Below are 15326 nucleotides of genomic sequence, written 5' to 3'. Positions count from 1 at the left end.
CCCCTTGGAACTCAGTTGCTCGGCGCGAGCACGGTAAATCCCTGATCCTTGAACAGCGCGGCCGCCTTGGCCGACTGCAGGCATTTCAGGAAAGCCGGCGTATCCTTGTCCTTCGAATCGGCGGTCTGGGCAACCGGATAGATGATCGGCGGATGCGAATCCTCCGGGAAGGTGCCGATCACCTTGACGCCCTTTTCGGCATGCGCGTCGGTGGCATAGACCATGCCAAGGGCGGCTTCGCCCGTCGAAACCAGTTTCAGCGCCGCGCGCACGTTTTCGGCCTGCGCCACCTTGCCCTCGACCGAGGACCAGACGCCGAGCGATTCAAGCGCGGCCTTGCCGTATTTGCCGGCCGGCACCGCCTTGAAATCTCCCATGGCGAGCTTGCCGTCGCCGATCAGCTTGGCGAGGTCGAAACCCTTCTCGATCCTGGTGTCGACCGCCGAGTCCTTCGGCGCCACCAGCACGATCTGATTGCCGAGCAGCTTCACTTCGGTGTCCGGCTTGGTCAGCTTCTTGTCGGAGAGATATTTCATCCAGTCGAGATCGGCCGAGATGAAGACGTCGGCAGGCGCCCCGCCCTCGATCTGCTTGGCCAGCGCCGAGCTCGCGGCATAGGAGACAGTCGCCGCCTCGCCGACATCGGCCTCGCAGGCCTTGTTCACCGCGTCGAGCGCGTCCTTGAGGCTGGCTGCGGCAAACACCACCACCTTGTCTTCCGCATGCGCTGCCGGCACGACTGCCATCAGCGCCGCAGCCAAACCGCCAATGGCGATCGCCCTAGATCCAAAACCTTTGCGCGTCATGGAAAACTCTCCCTGGTTTGAAATCCGGCCGGCTCGAAGCCTGCTGACCGATATATCCGTATGAATATAACAAGGGAAGACCCGGCGCCTCATGAAAGCGTCTGTACGACACCAATTGTTCTGGGTAAGACCGGGAAAAGAAACCTTGGAAAGGAAACTCCGATGAAGATCAGCGCCCGCAACGTCCTCAAGGGAACGATCGCCGAGATCGTCAAGGGAGCCACCACCTCGCATGTCAGGATCGACATTGGCGGCGGCGCCATCGTCACCGCCTCGATCACCAACGAGGCCGTCGCCGATCTCAAGCTCGAAAAGGGCAAGCAGGCCTATGCCGTGATCAAAGCCTCGGACGTGATGGTCGGCATGGACTGAAATTTGCGGCCTTAGACCGCGATCGGCGCCTTGATCGACGCGTCGGCGACGTAGTTTTCCAGCCGGAAATCCTCGAAGCGGAAGGCGAAGAGGTCCTTCACCTCCGGATTGATCCACATCGTCGGCAGCGTCCTCGGCGTGCGCCGCAGCTGTTCGCGTGCTTGCTCGAAATGGTTCGAGTAGAGGTGCGCATCGCCAAGTGTGTGGACGAAATCGCCGGGTTTCAGCCCTGTCACCTGCGCCACCATCAAGGTCAGCAGGGCATAGGACGCGATGTTGAACGGCACGCCAAGGAAGATATCGGCGGAACGCTGGTAGAGTTGGCAGGAAAGCCGCCCTTGCGAAACATAGAACTGGAACAGGCAGTGGCAGGGCGGCAGCGCCATCGCTTCCACCTCGGCTGGGTTCCATGCCGAAACAATCAGCCGCCGCGATTGAGGATTTCTGCGTATCTCCTTGAGAAGATTCGCGATCTGGTCGATCGAGCCGCCATGGCCGTCCGGCCAGGAACGCCACTGCTTGCCGTAGACCGGGCCGAGATCGCCATTCTCGTCGGCCCATTCGTCCCAGATCGAGACGCCATGGTCGGTGAGATATTTGATGTTGGTGTCGCCGGCCAGGAACCACAGAAGCTCATGGATTATCGACTTGAGATGCAGCTTCTTGGTTGTGGTGACGGGAAAGCCGCGCGCCAGGTCGAAACGCATCTGGTAGCCGAAGACGGAGCGCGTTCCGGTGCCGGTGCGGTCGCCGCGGTCGGCGCCGTTGTCCAGCACGTGCTGCAGGAGGTCGAGATACTGGCGCATCGGTTCCGGCTCGATTCGGTTGTCCAGCCATCATAACTGACAGACGGGCGATCGAACACCACAAAGCAGCGCGCAAGCCATGCCCGAAGCCAGTCAGTCCCCAACAACATCACCGGCTGGCGCATGGACCGCGCCAGCCCGGCGAATTGAAGCGCGGCCGTCAGAGGGAGCCGAGTTTACCCAGGTCCTTGGCAACCAGGTAGTAGAAGGTAACCCGGTTCTTGGTGTTGTCGGCGGCCATCGCCTTGCAGACCTTCTCGATCGAAGCGTCGGCCTTGCTGTCGTCCGATATGCCGAGCTTCTTGGCAACCCAGCCAGCCTTGACGCGCTCCAGTTCCTTCGGATCGGTGCAAGACACCAGCGAGGAATCGCGGTTCCGAAGCGCAATGCCAAGATGCTTCACGATTTTGTCGACCACGTCGGCACTCGCCGAGGCATCGTATTTCTTCACGTCTGCAAGATAGTCGGCCATCAAAATTCCCCTCGTCGGCGCCACGGATCCGATCGATGAGGGCTGTGGCGCGCTGCTGCAACTTGTGCGCTATGTCGGTAACTCCTCACCGGGGCAAAGCTTCGGTTGAGACCGCGCTCAAGTCAACCCTTCGGACTTGCGGTTTTGACACGGGGACAAAGTGCCATTGCGGCCTTTCATTTCCTGCGATCGCCCCCTATATTCGGTTTGTCGGCTTGACCGACTATGGCGATAAATGGGCGATGAAATAAGCCGTTCGGACCCGGGGGCGGTACCCGGCGCCTCCACCAAAAGCCGCTGTTGACGACAGAGCGGTTTTTGCTGGGGGCGAAATAGGATCGACGAAGGTGTAAAGATCGTACTTTTGCCCGGCATGGTACCACCGTCATCGGGCTAAACCTGTAGTTGCAAATGACAACTATGCGGAAGCACGTCTCGCCGCGTAAGCGGTGCGATAGCTTCAAATCAAGCCCTAGAGGTTCGCACTTCTAGGCGGGGTTCGGAGGTACCTGGCAACAGAAACCTCCACTTCTCCCCTCCTCCGATATCCAGCATGCGCGACGGCAGTTCCGCCGCGAACGCGCCCTGCCGCGTGCTCCCTCTCCATGGACAAAACATGCAAAACGATTCCGATCGCTTTTTTGTGCTGACCGGCGGTCCCGGCTCCGGCAAGACCACCTTGATCGAAGCCCTGCGCCACGCAGGCTTTGCCGCCTCGGTGGAAGCCGGCCGCGGCATCATCCGCGACCAGTCCGCCATTGGCGGACCCGCTTTGCCCTGGCACGATCGCGCCCTGTTTGCCGAGTTGATGCTGTCATGGGAGATGCGCTCGTATCAAATTGCGCTAGAACAGACCGGGCGTCCTGTTTTTTTCGATCGAGGCGTTCCGGACACGCTCGGCTATCTCAGCCTGAGCGGCCTGCCGATACCCGAACACGCCCACGCTGCCGCAGAGCGCTTCCGCTATCATCGGCGCGTCTTCGTCGCCCCGCTTTGGCCGGAGATCTTCGCCCAGGACAAAGAGCGCAGGCAGACGCTCGACGAGGCCGAGCGCACCCACCATGCGCTGGTCGGCGTCTATACGGAACTGGGCTACGAGATGGTTCCGTTGCCGCTGGCCCCCGTCGAGGCGCGGCTGCGCTTCGTGCTGGCGCAAACCGGGCTGTAGCCTTGAAGTCGGACGCAATCGAGCGGGATGCACGATTCAATTCGAATGCATCCCGCTCTGGGGTCTATACCAGTCCCTGGCCGATCTCATCGGTTGCACTGGCGAAGGTCTCGCCGGGCAAGAGCATCTCATTATGGGCTCTGCCCGTCCGGATCATCGGAAGGCAATTGGCGAGTTCGGCAACACGGCAGTCGAAGAGCACCGGCCGGTTTACATCGATCATTTCCTGAATCGCATCATCGAGGTCGGCCGGCTTCTCACAACGTATGCCGACCGCACCGAACGCTTCAGCCAGTTTGACGAAATCGGGCAAAGTTTCGGAATAGGAATGCGCCAGGCGGTTTCCGTGAAGCATTTGCTGCCACTGGCGAACCATGCCCATGTAAGAGTTGTTCAAGATGAATATCTTGATAGGCGCATTGTACTGAACCGCCGCCGACATCTCTTTCATTGTCATCTGGACAGATGCGTCGCCGGCAATATCGATGACAAGGCTTTCCGGGTGCGCGATCTGCACGCCCAATGCCGCCGGCAAGCCATAGCCCATCGTACCAAGGCCGCCCGACGTCATCCAGCGACGCGGCTTTTCGAGACCGTAGAACTGGGCCGCCCACATCTGATGCTGGCCAACTTCGGTCGTAATGTAGGTGTCGCGATCCTTCGTCAGCGCGTAGAGACGCTCGACCGCGTATTGCGGCATGATCACCTCGTTGCTCATTTCGTAAGAGAAGGAGTTGCGCCCGCGCCAGCGCGCGATCTGTTTCCACCATTCGTCGAGGCGTCTTCTGTCAGGGTTTTGCGGCAGCGCACGCCATGAGCGAACCAGGCTGTCCACCACCTTGCCGGCATCGCCCTGGATGCCGACGTCGGCACGGACGGTCTTGTTGATCGAGGAGGGATCGATATCGACATGGATCTTCCTTGAGCTCGGTGAAAAAGCCTCCACGCGCGAAGTCACGCGATCGTCAAAGCGGGCGCCGATGCAGAGCATAACGTCGCACTCATGCATGGCCATGTTCGCCTCGTACGATCCGTGCAGGCCGACCATTTTCAGCCAGTTCTTGCCGGATGCCGGATATGCGCCAAGCCCCATGAGGGTCGAAGTGATCGGGGCAAATCAGTCAGTTCGACAAGCTCCCGCAGCAGTCTCGATGCCTCCATGCCGGAATTGACGATGCCACCGCCGGTATAAATGACTGGACGACGGGCATTGGCCATCAACTCTATCGCCTTGCCGATCTCGTTGATGTCGCTCTCCACCGTCGGCCGACAGCTCTTCAGTGCAGCAGCATCCGAGGGCGGCGTGTACACGCCGGTGGCAAACAGGACGTCCTTTGGCATGTCGACGAGGACAGGTCCCGGTCGTCCGGACTTGGCGATGTGAAAAGCCCTGTGGATCGTTGACGCCAGTTCGTTGACGTCCTTGACCAACGAATTGTGCTTGGTGCAGGGCCGCGTAATGCCGACCGTGTCGCATTCCTGAAAGGCATCGGAGCCGATCAGCGTTGTCGGCACCTGTCCTGTCAGGCAGACGATCGGCACCGAATCCATAAGCGCATCCTGCAGTGGCGTTACCGCATTTGTCGTGCCTGGACCGGATGTGACGAGCATGACGCCGACCTTGCCCGTAGACCGTGCATAGCCTTCGGCGGCATGGCCCGCACCTTGCTCATGGCGCACGAGGATATGCTTGATGTCATCCTGTTGGAATATCTCGTCGTAGATCGGCAGCAAGGCGGCGCCAGGATAGCCGAAGACATGCTCTACGCCATTGTCTCTGAGTGCATGGAGAACGATCTCCGCGCCTGTCATGCGCTTGCTCGCGGTTTGAATAGGGTTCTCGCCCGTCATGGTTCTGATCCGTGGTGTATTGCGTGATGAGGATGATTGACGGGGCATCGCCCGGATTTCGGGCATAAAAAAAGGCCCCGTCAGGAGCCTGTTTACCGCGCATGGGTGGCTATCGCCGGATGGTTACACCATCCTGCCCATGCGCTTTCCTACCACCACGAGAGCCGTTGCGATCATCATGACCATCGCTGCTACAGCCGAAACCGGGCGTCGTCAACGCCTTTCGGACGGAACTGTCCGCGCCCAATGGCAAAGAGGCCGGCATGAGCCGGCCCCTTCGTTCTCATCGAAAGTCTACTACTCGGCCGGCGCCTCGACGGCCTCGCGAGAGCGGCCGAGCGTGACCTTGGCCAGCGTGAAGGAAATCACCGCGCAGAGCGTGATGCCGGCCACCATCGGCAGCGGCGTACCGTCGAAGAACACGCCGGCAACACCCATGGCCAGTGCGCCGATGGCGAAATGCAGCGTGCCCATCAGCGCTGACGCCGTGCCGGCAATCTCGCCATGCTCTTCCATGGCCAGCACCGACGTGGTCGGAATGACCAGACCAAGGAAGCCGTAGCCGACGAACAGCAGCGCCGCCATCACGTCGAGCCGGTCGATGCCCGTCGCCATCACCGCGAACAGCACCACCATCGTCGTGGCATAGCCGGTCACCGCGACGCGCACCACGCGTCGCAGGCCGAAGCGCTCGGCCAGCAGCCCCGTCATCTGCGACATGCCGATGAAGGCGACCGCGTTGATCGAGAAGAACACGCTGTAGACCGAAGGCGACAGGCCGTAATGGTCGATCAGGATGAACGACGAGCTCGACAGATAGACGAAGAAGCTGGCAATGCCGAAGCCGGCAATCGCCGTCAGGCCGAGGAAGTTACGGTCGCCCATCAGGAAGCGGTAGGCCGACAGCGCGGTACCGAAGGAGGACCCGGCGCGATCTTCCACCGGCCGCGTCTCCTTGAGCGAGGTCGCCAGAAGGATGGTGGCCAGCAAAGCCGCGCCCGTCACCGTCCAGAACACGGCACGCCAGCCGAAATTCTCGATGATCACGCTGCCGGTCAGCGGCGCCAGGATCGGCGACACCGAAAATACCAGCATCAGCAAGGACATCAGCTTGGCAGCCTCATTGCCGGTATGCAGGTCGCGCACGATGGCGCGCGGAACGGCCATGCCGGCGCTGGCGCCAAGCCCCTGCAGGAAGCGGAAAGCGATCAGCCATTCGATGGTCGGCGCCATTGCCGAACCGATGCCGCCGACCATGAACAGCGCAAGGCCGCCGTAGAGCGGCAGCTTGCGGCCGACCATGTCGGAGATCGGCCCGACGACGATCTGGCCAAAGCCCATCGACAGGAAGAAGATCAACAGGCTCATCTGCACGGCAGCGGTGCCGGCATGCAGATCGGCGCCGATCGACGGCAGCGCGGGCAGATACATGTCGATGGCGAACGGGCCGATGGCGGACAACAAGCCGAGCACGACCGCGATGCGGAGGAATTTGGGACTCATGATAGAGGCTTCTTTCAAATCTGGTTGCCGCCGCCAGGCGGCGTCTAACCTAGGACGTTCCATCCCGTCAGATTCCGACACCTCGAGAGCGAATTCCATTCGTCTCTCTCACGCGAAATCTCTTTATCTTGTGTCCACAAATTTAGACACTCTTGTCTAAATCGTCAATCACCTCTATATAGTTTTTTATGAAGCTGCACGTTTCTCCTGACATTTTCCCGCCACGCGGTCATGAGGCCAAGCGCCTGTCGATCGTCGACTCCGCCGCCACCGTGTTTTGCCGCGAAGGTTTCGCCGGCGCCAACATCGACCTGATCGCCGCCGAAGCCGGCGTCTCGCGCCAGACCATCTACAACCATCACGGCGACAAGGAAAAACTGTTCGTCGCTGTGGTCCGTGATCTGACCGAACGTTGCAATGCCGGCATCTTCGCCACCATTGCCACCTTCCCCGATCAGCCGGGGGATCTCGAAGCCGACCTGATCGGCTTTGCGGTGCGCTTGAATCAGAATTGCATCTGCAACCGCGATGGAAAATTCCTGCGCAAGCTGATCCAGACCGAAGGCGAGCGCTATCCCGAACTGTTTGCCGAATGGCGCGAACAGGGACCGGGCAGGACATGGCCGGCAATCGCCGCCCGCTTCGCCCGCCTCGCCTATGGCGGCTATCTCACGATCGAGGACCCGGACGTGGCGGCACGCCAGTTCCTTGGCCTCGTCAATGCCGAACTGCAGACCACCTTCATGCTTGGCGGCTCGCCGCGCGAGGACGAGGTGCTGCGATCCGCGACCAATGGCGTGCGCACCTTCCTGCGCGCCTTCGGCAAGCGCCGCTCCGCGGCATCGTCCGAAAAGCAAAGCGCGCTCGCCAGCGCCTGAGCGATCAAATCGCTGGCAATAGTCTTCGCTTCCGCGCGAGGGTGATCTATATGCGGTTTACGCCGCGCTCAAGCTTGATTACAGCTATGCGGACGATTCAACGGAACCCGACCGCCACATGGCCGACGACCACATCCGCTACGACATTCTGGCCCAGGAGGCGTTGCGCGGCGTCATGCGCAAGGTCCTGGCCGAGGTCGCGCGCACCGGCCTCCCCGGCAACCACCACTTCTTCATCACCTTCCTGACCGGCGCGCCGGGCGTACGCGTGTCTTCGCGGCTGCGCGAGCGCTATCCCGAGCAGATGACCATCGTCATTCAGTTCCAGTATTGGGACCTGAAGGTGACCGATACCGGCTTCGAGGTTGGCCTGTCCTTCTCCGATGTGCCGGAAAAACTCGAAATCCCGTTCTCGTCCGTGCGCGGCTTCTATGATCCCTCGGTCAATTTCGAACTCGAATTCGACGTCAAGACGGATGGTGCGGCAGCCGATGAACCGGCTGCGCCAACTCCGGAGCCGTTGACCATCGTCTCCGAGAAAAAGCCGAAGGCCGAGAAGAAGGCCGCCGCGGAGGCGGAGAAGAAGCCCGCGGCCGCGGACGCCGCCACCAAGGGCGCCGAAGTGGTCTCGCTCGACGCCTTCCGCAAGAAATAGGCCGGCGACTTACGCCGTGGCCGAAATCGTCAATCTCCGCCAGGCCCGCAAGCAAAAGGCGCGGGACGAAAAGCTGCGCGCCGCCGAACAGAACCGCGCGCTGCACGGCCGCTCCAAGGTCGAAAAGGAACGCGATCGCGTCGCCGCCGACAAGAGCGAAAAATTCGTTGCCGGGCATCGTCGTGAAAAGCCCGGCGACCCCGGCCGTCAATGAGCCCGGTCGAAAAGCGTTCGGTGACCATTCGCGGCCACCGCACCAGCTACTCGCTTGAAAAGCCCTTCTATGACGACCTCGTCGCGATCGCGGCGACCAGGGAGCTGACGCTCGCTGCTCTTGTCGCCGAAGTCGACGAGACGCGGCCCCGCGACACCAACCTGTCCTCGGCGTTGAGGCTCCATGTGCTGGAGTGGGCGAAGCGAGGAGAGAGTATCTAAAGGCTTTCGACCGCGTCGTCCTTTTTCCTGCGTCTGGTGCCAAAGCCAAGCAAGGTCGAACGCTCGCGCTCCTCGGCCTGTTTCCTGGACCGCACGCGCATCAGATCCTTCCAGCCGACATAGCCGACCAGCAACGAGCCTTCGCGAGTGACGACGGGCAGATGGGAGACGTTGGCCATCAGCAGCTTGTCGGAAAGGCCTTCGAGATATTCGTCCGGATAGGCCAGCGTCACCTTGCTGCCGGCCAGCAACGCGCCAAGCGTGGTGGTGCGGTGCGTGCCGGCGCGTCTCCAGCGCAAGATCGCCGGCGGATCGATGAGGCCCAGCACCTGACCGTTCTCGTCGACCACCGGGAAACTCGGATGCCGTGTTTCCGGCGCCGTCAGGAAGGCTGCTGCGCCATGCAGCGTCATCGTCGCCGGCACGCTTTCGACCTGCGACGTCATCACCTCGCGCACCCTGGTCAGGGCGAAAGGGTCGACACGGTATTCGCGAACCAGATGGTGTCCCCTTCTGGCGATCTTTTCGGTCAGGATCGAACGCTTCATCAGAAGCACGGTCACGGCATGCGCCGCGGCGCAGGCGGCAATCAGCGGCACCAGCATATGTGTGTTGCCGGTCAGTTCGACGGCGAAGAACGTGGCGGTCAGCGGCGCGCGCATCGTGCCGCCCATGGTGGCGGCCATTGCCAGCAGCGCCCAGAAACCCGGATCCGCGGCAGGCAGAACGCCGGCGAGCACAGCGCCCATAGCCCCGCCCATGATCAACAGCGGCGCCAGCACACCTCCCGACGTTCCCGAGCCGAGCGCTACCGACCAGATGATCGCCTTGACCACCAGCAGCAGGAGTGCCGCCGTCGCGACGGTGCGGCCATCCAGCATGTCGGTGATGTTGTCATAGCCGACACCGAGCGCGTGCGGTTCGATCAGCCCGCCTATGCCGACCACCAGGCCGCCAAGCATCGGCCACCACATCCAGTGGATCGGCAGCTTCTGAAAACCGTCCTCGCAGGCATAGACCATCTGCGTCAGCAGTCCCGACAGAAGTCCTGCACAAACGCCGATCGCCACCCAGCCGGCAAGGCCGACAAAAGACACCTCCATGCCGCCCTGAAACGGAAAGATCGGCCCGGGCAGATGCAGCATGGTGCGCTCGACCTCGGCGATAACAGCCGCGACCGCCACCGGAATGAAGCTGCGCGGGGTCCATTCGAATAGCAGCAGTTCGACCGCCAGCATGATGGCGGCGATCGGTGTTCCGAACACCGTGGTCATGCCCGCTGCCGCACCAGCCACCAGCAGGGTCTTGCGCTCGTTGTCGCTGACCGGCAGCATCTGCGCGATCAGCGAGCCGATCGCGCCGCCTGTCATGATGATCGGTCCTTCCGCGCCGAACGGTCCGCCGGAACCGATCGAGATCGCCGACGACAGCGGCTTCAGGATCGCCACCTTGGCGTCGAGTTTCGAGCGCCCGAGCAGGATCGCCTCGATGGCTTCGGGAATGCCGTGGCCGCGGATCTTCTCGCTGCCATAGCGCGCCATCAGGCCGATGATCAGCGCACCGATCACCGGAACGAGGACGGCGGCAAGCCCAAGCGGCGTGTTCTCGAGCTTCAGGTCGGCAAGCGAGAACTGGCCGAAATAGGCAATGTTGGTGGCAAGCCGGATCAGCTTCAAAAGCGCGATGCCGGCAAACAGCCCGGCTGTCGCCACCACCACGGCAATGGCGGCGACGAGCAGCACCCTGGGATCCGTGGTGAAATCGCGCAGGTGCTCCGGGTTCGAATGATGGGTCTTCATGGCAGTTGCTTCCTGGCGGCGGCCGTATGTCTGGGATGCGGCACGGTCGAAGCGGCCAGCCGGGTTTGTCGGTGGCTATGTATCGTAACACGATATAAATATTCAAGCCGGTTTCGCCCGAAATCCGTTTGAGCTTTCGCCGGAAAACGAACACATGTCTGATATGTCGCAGCCACGAGAACCACGCCCCGCCATCAGCCAGGCCGATTACCAGCGGCTGTCGGAGTTTCGCTACCTGATCCGCCGGTTCCTCGAATTCAGCCAGGTCCAGGCGGAAGACGCCGGCCTGACCCCGCGCCAGCATCAGGCGCTGCTGGCGATCAAGGGATTCCCCGGCGGCGGCCCGGTGACGGTTGGCGATCTCGCGGAACGCCTGCGCATTCGCCACCACAGCGCCGTCGAACTGGTCAACCGTCTCGGCGAGGCAGGGCTGGTCACAAGGGATCAGGACAAGGACGACCATCGCCGCGTGCTGCTGCAACTGACCGAGCGCGCCGACGATTGCCTGGCCGAGCTGTCGGCGGCGCATCTCGACGAACTGTCACGCATCGAACCGATGCTGCGGCGGCTGCTCGATCGAGACCGTGGGTAGTCGACTACTACTGCAGCGACTTCAGCAGATTGTCGATCGTGAACGGATTGGCCTTCGGCTTGGCCGGCGGCGGATTGTCGTTGGCCTGCGGCAGCGGGGCACGCTCCACCTTCGGAGGCTGCGCGGCCTTGCGTTCGGCTTCGAGCCTTGCCTTTTCCTGCGAGGCAATACGCATCGCCTCTTCCGCCTTCTGCCGCTCCTGCTCGGTCTGCGCCTTGGCGGCCTCGTCGGCGGCCTGCTTTTCGGCAGCCGCCTTCGCATCGGCCTTGGCTTTGGCATCTGCGTCCGCCTTGGCTTTCGCCTCCGCATCGGCCTGAGCCTTTGCGTCCGCCTCAGCCTGAGCCTGTGCATCCGCTTCGGCCTTGGCCTTGGCGTCAGCTTCGGCTTTGAGCCGCGCTGCTTCCTCCTGCCGGCGCAATTCCTCGGCCGCCTTGTCGCGAGCATCCTGCAGCGCAGCGTAATAGCGCACTTCGCGCCGCAGCCGCTGCTTCTCGAGCAGCGCGGCCTGCATCGCCTCGACGCGCTGCTGCTCCTTCTCCAGCGCGCGCTGGGTCAGGAACTGCGCCAGCGGCTCACTGTCGAATGCTCGTTTGACCGCGCCGAACGGCCCTTCGGCGGTGAAATTCACAACCGGCTCGGAGCCGACCAGCGCCTCGTCGCCAGGCTGATAAGTGATCGCACCCTTGGCCGACACCGTGGCCGCGTTGAGATCCGCCGTGATGTCGGCGGACAAGGTCGCCGCTGGATTTTCCAGGCTGACCGGCGGCGCCCGCAGCGTGCCGCCGGCAACCGTGAAGGCTATGTCGGTATCGCCAGCGGCAAAGCTGCCATCAGCGGCGATCTCGGGCGCGAAGCCGGCGGTCTTGGCCGCATCGATGTCGCGCCCGATCGCATCCGCCTTGGCGAGGAACGCACTGAACGCATCTGGATTGAGGCCAGCAACTTTCACGCCCTTCAACGCCGCAGTTCCGGAGCCTGACAAGGCAGCCACCATCCCTTCGACCGATTTGCCGCTGCTTGACAGCGCCGTCGAGAAATCGCCGATGCCGCTGATGCCGGCATCCGGCAGCACGGTCGCCAGATCGGCGCCCGCCAGTTTCATCTGGCCAGAGAACAGCCCGGTGCCGTTGTTGTTCTTCAACTCGAACAGGCCGGTCAGCGCCCCGCCCAGCAACTTCGCCTTGAGATCCGAAACGCGGATGCCTTCCTGGTCGAGCTTGAGCGAAAAGGCGGCGTCATAGGCGGTGGCGAACCGGCCGGCGGCCAGTGCTGCCGTCGTCAGGTCGAGGTCGGCGGTGAATGGCAGGCTGGATTTCTGGCTGAACGGCGTCGCCGGCCACACGCCACCCTTGCCTGCCCCGTCTTTGGCTGCGCCCTCCTTGTCGGCAAGAAAGGCGGAGTCGCCGAACAGCGCCACCGCCAGGGGATCGAGGTCGAGTTCGTCGAGCGCCAGCGCCCCGGCCAGATGTGGCACGCCGTCCTTTACATCGATATTGACGTCGCCGGACACCGCCGCTTCGTTGATGGCGCCGCTGAGTTCGTCCAGCACCAGGAGGCCGTTGCCGTAGTCGCCCTGCGCGGCGAGCGACGTCGACATGCCCGCCCCCATGCCTGGCAGGCCGATGCCCGACGTCATCAGCCATGGCTCGATGTCGGCGGCATCGAGGTTGAGCTTGCCCTTGGCGGCGAGGCCTTGCGGCGTGTCGGCGATCGTTCCCTCGAAACCGGCCTTGAAGTCATTGCCGGCAAGGCTGAAATTCGTCGCCAGGCCGCCGCCAAACGTGCCCTTGGCCTGAATATCGGTGTTTGCCTCGCCCAGCATGCCGAGCGGCAGCGCCGGCAGGCCATAGAGCGCCAGCAGCGCGGTGGCATCAGGATTCTTGGCGTTGAAGGTCAGCGCCACCGGCGCTTCGAGAAGCTTGTCCACCGCCCCCTTCCCCGACAGCGACGCCGAAAAGGCCGAGCCGCCCGCCTTGCCTTGCCCGCTTACCGCCAGGCCCGTGGTGCCGTCGCCATTGTCGGCTGCACTCGCCACCAGGTCGATGCGCGCATCCTGGAACAGCTCGGGATAGGCAGCAGCACGGCCCGACAGTCCCCTGAGCACGGCGCTGTCGGGATAGTGCTGGGCGGCGACATCGATCAGCGGCTTCAGATCGACGGCAACCACCGACGCATCGAGCTTGCCGGTCGGGCTCGCGGGGAAATCCTTGATCCGGCCGGTGGCGCTGATCGAGGCGCCGGCCAGCCCGCCCACCGAAAGCCGGTCGATTTCGAGCAGCCCGTCGCGCAGCCTGAGCGCCGTGTCGACCGTGTCGGCGGTCAACCCACCGGCGTTGACCGGCCCGGCCTTGATCTGGAAATCGAGGTCGCGGTCGGCAAAGCGATTGGCGCCCTTGTCGCTGACGAAGATCGAGGCGAAGGCCGCCAGCCCGTCGACATCGAGATCACCGCCTTCAAGCCGCATCAGCACCGAGGGCTTGGCATCGTCGGGCTGGCTGGAATCGATGCGGCCGGAAAACTTCGCCTTGCCCAGGATCAGTTCGAGATCGCTGAAGGCCTGGCGCTTCTGCGAGAGGTCGACCTTGGCCTTGAAGCCGGCGGCCGGCAGGCGGCGGATCGCCTCGTCGACATCCTTCGACAGCCAGGCGGCAAAGCCGGAAGGTTGGGCCACGGCCAGCAGCAGCGAGCCGTTGAAGCCGAAATGACCCTCCAAATTGAGCACCAGCATGCCATCCGCTTCCAGCGTGGTGCGGCCGGGCAAGGTCGCGGCAAGCGATTTCACCGACCAGCCGCCATCGACCGGCTCGGCGGAAAGATGCACGTCGCGCACCGTGGTGTCGCCGACCACCACCGCCGGCAGCTTGACCTCGACCGTGCCGGGGATGGTCGGCTTCGGCATATCGAGCAGCGCTTGCTCGAACGCCGCGATGCGCTGGTCCAGCGTCAGGCCGGCGCCGGCTTCGGCGCCCACCGCCTCGTCGAACTGCACCTGCGCGCCATTGGCCTCGATGGCGAAACTCGGTTTCAGCCCGAGATCGACAGAAGCCTTGCCATCGGCGGTGTAGGGGTTGTCGAGCGGCCCGGTCTCGAAGCGGAATTCGTCGACCCCGAGTTTCTGGTGGTCGAGCGAAAATTTGCCGTTCAGCCGAAAGCCCGGATCGGGCTTACCGGCCGAGACTTTCACCGTCTCGCCATCGGTGCCGCGCAGCTCGGCGCTGTTCTTGTCGGCACCGGAGATCTTGAACTGGCCGGAGTAGACGGCAGCCCCATTGACGATGCCGGCATTGCCGTCGGTCTCGATGACCAGCGGATAGGCGTCCGGATCGGCCTTCAGCCGAAACCGCATCTGTCCTGAGCCTTCGGCCTTGCCGGTGGACGCGGTGACCGCGGTGCGCAACCCGTCCAGCCGCAGCGTGCCGTCCATGCGCCATGGGCCGGCCAGCGACTTGGCCGAGACGGTCGAATTGATCTCGGAAAACAGATGGCTGCGCCCGCCGGCGGCATGGCGAACTTCGATCTGACCCTCCGTCACCGTCAGCTTCTCGATCGAGATCTGGCTGGGGTCGAAGGGCGAGGACGGCCGTATCGCCCAGTCGACAGTGCCGTCATTGGCGATATCGATGGTCGCTTTCGGCCGCACCAGCCGCATGTCGAAGATCAGCACTTCACCGCGCAGGAAGGGCGCCAGTTCCGCGTCCATTGAAAACGTCTCGACCGTCATGGCCGGCTGGCCGTTGGGGCCGCCGGCGACGGCGACATTCGAGAAGGTCACCGAGGGAAACGGCAACAGCCTTGCGGTGGCGTCGCCCTGCACGGTCACCTTACGGCCGAGAATGGCGCTCGCCTCGCGCTCGAAGTCGGTGCGGTAGCCGGTCCAGTCGATAAAATACGGCACCACCAGCGCCGCACACAGCACCAGCACGAACAGGCCACCAAAGATCACGAACAGGCGTGCGAGCATCAGCTCCGAATGGGTTGAATGAAATTCT

At 63.0% G+C, this 15326-nt stretch carries 13 protein-coding genes, 1 other RNA gene and 1 pseudogene; 8 read left to right on the top strand and 7 right to left on the bottom strand.

What is annotated here, in order from left to right:
- Positions 1-11: 11 nt before the first annotated feature.
- Positions 12-806 carry a molybdate ABC transporter substrate-binding protein gene (gene modA / locus RPF88_RS04240; RefSeq protein ID WP_013531023.1) on the bottom strand — a complete coding sequence of 265 codons (795 nt, stop codon included), beginning with the start codon at positions 804-806 and terminating at the stop codon, positions 12-14.
- A 162-nt stretch (positions 807-968) separates the two neighbouring features.
- Here modA and RPF88_RS04235 point away from each other — a divergent pair, with 162 nt between their 5' ends.
- The gene (locus RPF88_RS04235; protein ID WP_337121746.1) at positions 969-1178 is read left to right on the top strand and encodes a TOBE domain-containing protein; all 210 of its coding nucleotides are present in this window, start codon (positions 969-971) and stop codon (positions 1176-1178) included.
- 11 nt (positions 1179-1189) lie between these two features.
- Here RPF88_RS04235 and RPF88_RS04230 read toward each other — a convergent pair whose 3' ends face one another.
- Positions 1190-1984, bottom strand: coding sequence for a thymidylate synthase (locus RPF88_RS04230; protein WP_013531021.1), 795 nt, complete (start codon positions 1982-1984; stop codon positions 1190-1192).
- 160 nt (positions 1985-2144) lie between these two features.
- Positions 2145-2456: a DUF2853 family protein gene (locus RPF88_RS04225; protein WP_013531020.1), complete on the bottom strand. Its 312-nt coding sequence runs from the start codon at positions 2454-2456 to the stop codon at positions 2145-2147.
- 170 nt (positions 2457-2626) lie between these two features.
- On the opposite strand from RPF88_RS04225, the gene ssrA reads away from it, so the two are divergent.
- Positions 2627-2986, top strand: a transfer-messenger RNA (tmRNA) gene (ssrA, locus tag RPF88_RS04220).
- Positions 2987-3072: 86 nt separating this feature from the next.
- A complete protein-coding gene (locus RPF88_RS04215; protein ID WP_337123849.1) occupies positions 3073-3624 on the top strand; it encodes an AAA family ATPase in 552 nt (183 codons plus the stop codon).
- Between the two features lie 64 nt (positions 3625-3688).
- Here the strand turns inward: RPF88_RS04215 and RPF88_RS04210 are convergent.
- Positions 3689-5475, bottom strand: a pseudogene (locus RPF88_RS04210) (acetolactate synthase 3 large subunit).
- Positions 5476-5772: 297 nt separating this feature from the next.
- Positions 5773-6978: a multidrug effflux MFS transporter gene (locus RPF88_RS04205; RefSeq protein WP_013531018.1), complete on the bottom strand. Its 1206-nt coding sequence runs from the start codon at positions 6976-6978 to the stop codon at positions 5773-5775.
- 188 nt (positions 6979-7166) lie between these two features.
- Between RPF88_RS04205 and RPF88_RS04200 the strand changes: the two genes are divergently transcribed.
- The 4 genes from RPF88_RS04200 to RPF88_RS04185 all read left to right on the top strand — a co-directional run bounded on the left by RPF88_RS04200 (position 7167) and on the right by RPF88_RS04185 (position 8946).
- Positions 7167-7856, top strand: a complete 690-nt coding sequence (locus RPF88_RS04200) for a TetR/AcrR family transcriptional regulator (protein WP_127385649.1) — start codon at positions 7167-7169, stop codon at positions 7854-7856.
- A gap of 118 nt (positions 7857-7974) precedes the next feature.
- Complete coding sequence (locus tag RPF88_RS04195; protein WP_337121745.1) at positions 7975-8511, top strand: SspB family protein; 537 nt, start codon at positions 7975-7977, stop codon at positions 8509-8511.
- A 16-nt stretch (positions 8512-8527) separates the two neighbouring features.
- Complete coding sequence (locus tag RPF88_RS04190; RefSeq protein ID WP_013531015.1) at positions 8528-8725, top strand: DUF4169 family protein; 198 nt, start codon at positions 8528-8530, stop codon at positions 8723-8725.
- On the top strand, positions 8722-8946 hold the full coding sequence (locus RPF88_RS04185) for a ribbon-helix-helix domain-containing protein (protein ID WP_013531014.1): 225 nt from the start codon (positions 8722-8724) through the stop codon (positions 8944-8946). Before RPF88_RS04190 ends, RPF88_RS04185 begins: the two co-directional genes overlap by 4 nt.
- On the opposite strand, the gene RPF88_RS04180 is transcribed toward RPF88_RS04185, so the two are convergent.
- The gene (locus RPF88_RS04180; protein WP_013531013.1) at positions 8943-10745 is read right to left on the bottom strand and encodes a chloride channel protein; all 1803 of its coding nucleotides are present in this window, start codon (positions 10743-10745) and stop codon (positions 8943-8945) included. The two genes, RPF88_RS04185 and RPF88_RS04180, sit on opposite strands and share 4 nt — an antisense overlap.
- A 154-nt stretch (positions 10746-10899) precedes the next feature.
- Here RPF88_RS04180 and RPF88_RS04175 point away from each other — a divergent pair, with 154 nt between their 5' ends.
- Positions 10900-11337: a MarR family winged helix-turn-helix transcriptional regulator gene (locus RPF88_RS04175; protein ID WP_127367770.1), complete on the top strand. Its 438-nt coding sequence runs from the start codon at positions 10900-10902 to the stop codon at positions 11335-11337.
- A 7-nt stretch (positions 11338-11344) separates the two neighbouring features.
- On the opposite strand, the gene RPF88_RS04170 is transcribed toward RPF88_RS04175, so the two are convergent.
- The gene (locus RPF88_RS04170) at positions 11345-15298 is read right to left on the bottom strand and encodes an AsmA family protein (protein ID WP_337121744.1); all 3954 of its coding nucleotides are present in this window, start codon (positions 15296-15298) and stop codon (positions 11345-11347) included.
- Positions 15299-15326 lie beyond the last annotated feature (28 nt).

The organism is Mesorhizobium sp. ISC11, from assembly GCF_037162595.1.
In the GTDB taxonomy this organism is placed as follows: domain Bacteria; phylum Pseudomonadota; class Alphaproteobacteria; order Rhizobiales; family Rhizobiaceae; genus Mesorhizobium; species Mesorhizobium ciceri.
Note: the sequence above shows the minus strand (reverse complement) of the source record. Positions and strands in the feature narration are given on the sequence as shown.

Bases quoted from the DNA above. Each gene is read 5' to 3' on its own strand.
- modA (WP_013531023.1), bottom strand. From the start codon at position 806: ATGACGCGCAAAGGTTTTGGATCTAGGGCGATCGCCATTGGCGGTTTG.
- RPF88_RS04235 (WP_337121746.1), top strand. From the start codon at position 969: ATGAAGATCAGCGCCCGCAACGTCCTCAAGGGAACGATCGCCGAGATC.
- RPF88_RS04230 (WP_013531021.1), bottom strand. From the start codon at position 1,984: ATGCGCCAGTATCTCGACCTCCTGCAGCACGTGCTGGACAACGGCGCC.
- RPF88_RS04225 (WP_013531020.1), bottom strand. From the start codon at position 2,456: ATGGCCGACTATCTTGCAGACGTGAAGAAATACGATGCCTCGGCGAGT.
- RPF88_RS04215 (WP_337123849.1), top strand. From the start codon at position 3,073: ATGCAAAACGATTCCGATCGCTTTTTTGTGCTGACCGGCGGTCCCGGC.
- RPF88_RS04205 (WP_013531018.1), bottom strand. From the start codon at position 6,978: ATGAGTCCCAAATTCCTCCGCATCGCGGTCGTGCTCGGCTTGTTGTCC.
- RPF88_RS04200 (WP_127385649.1), top strand. From the start codon at position 7,167: ATGAAGCTGCACGTTTCTCCTGACATTTTCCCGCCACGCGGTCATGAG.
- RPF88_RS04195 (WP_337121745.1), top strand. From the start codon at position 7,975: ATGGCCGACGACCACATCCGCTACGACATTCTGGCCCAGGAGGCGTTG.
- RPF88_RS04185 (WP_013531014.1), top strand. From the start codon at position 8,722: ATGAGCCCGGTCGAAAAGCGTTCGGTGACCATTCGCGGCCACCGCACC.
- RPF88_RS04180 (WP_013531013.1), bottom strand. From the start codon at position 10,745: ATGAAGACCCATCATTCGAACCCGGAGCACCTGCGCGATTTCACCACG.
- RPF88_RS04175 (WP_127367770.1), top strand. From the start codon at position 10,900: ATGTCTGATATGTCGCAGCCACGAGAACCACGCCCCGCCATCAGCCAG.
- RPF88_RS04170 (WP_337121744.1), bottom strand. From the start codon at position 15,298: ATGCTCGCACGCCTGTTCGTGATCTTTGGTGGCCTGTTCGTGCTGGTG.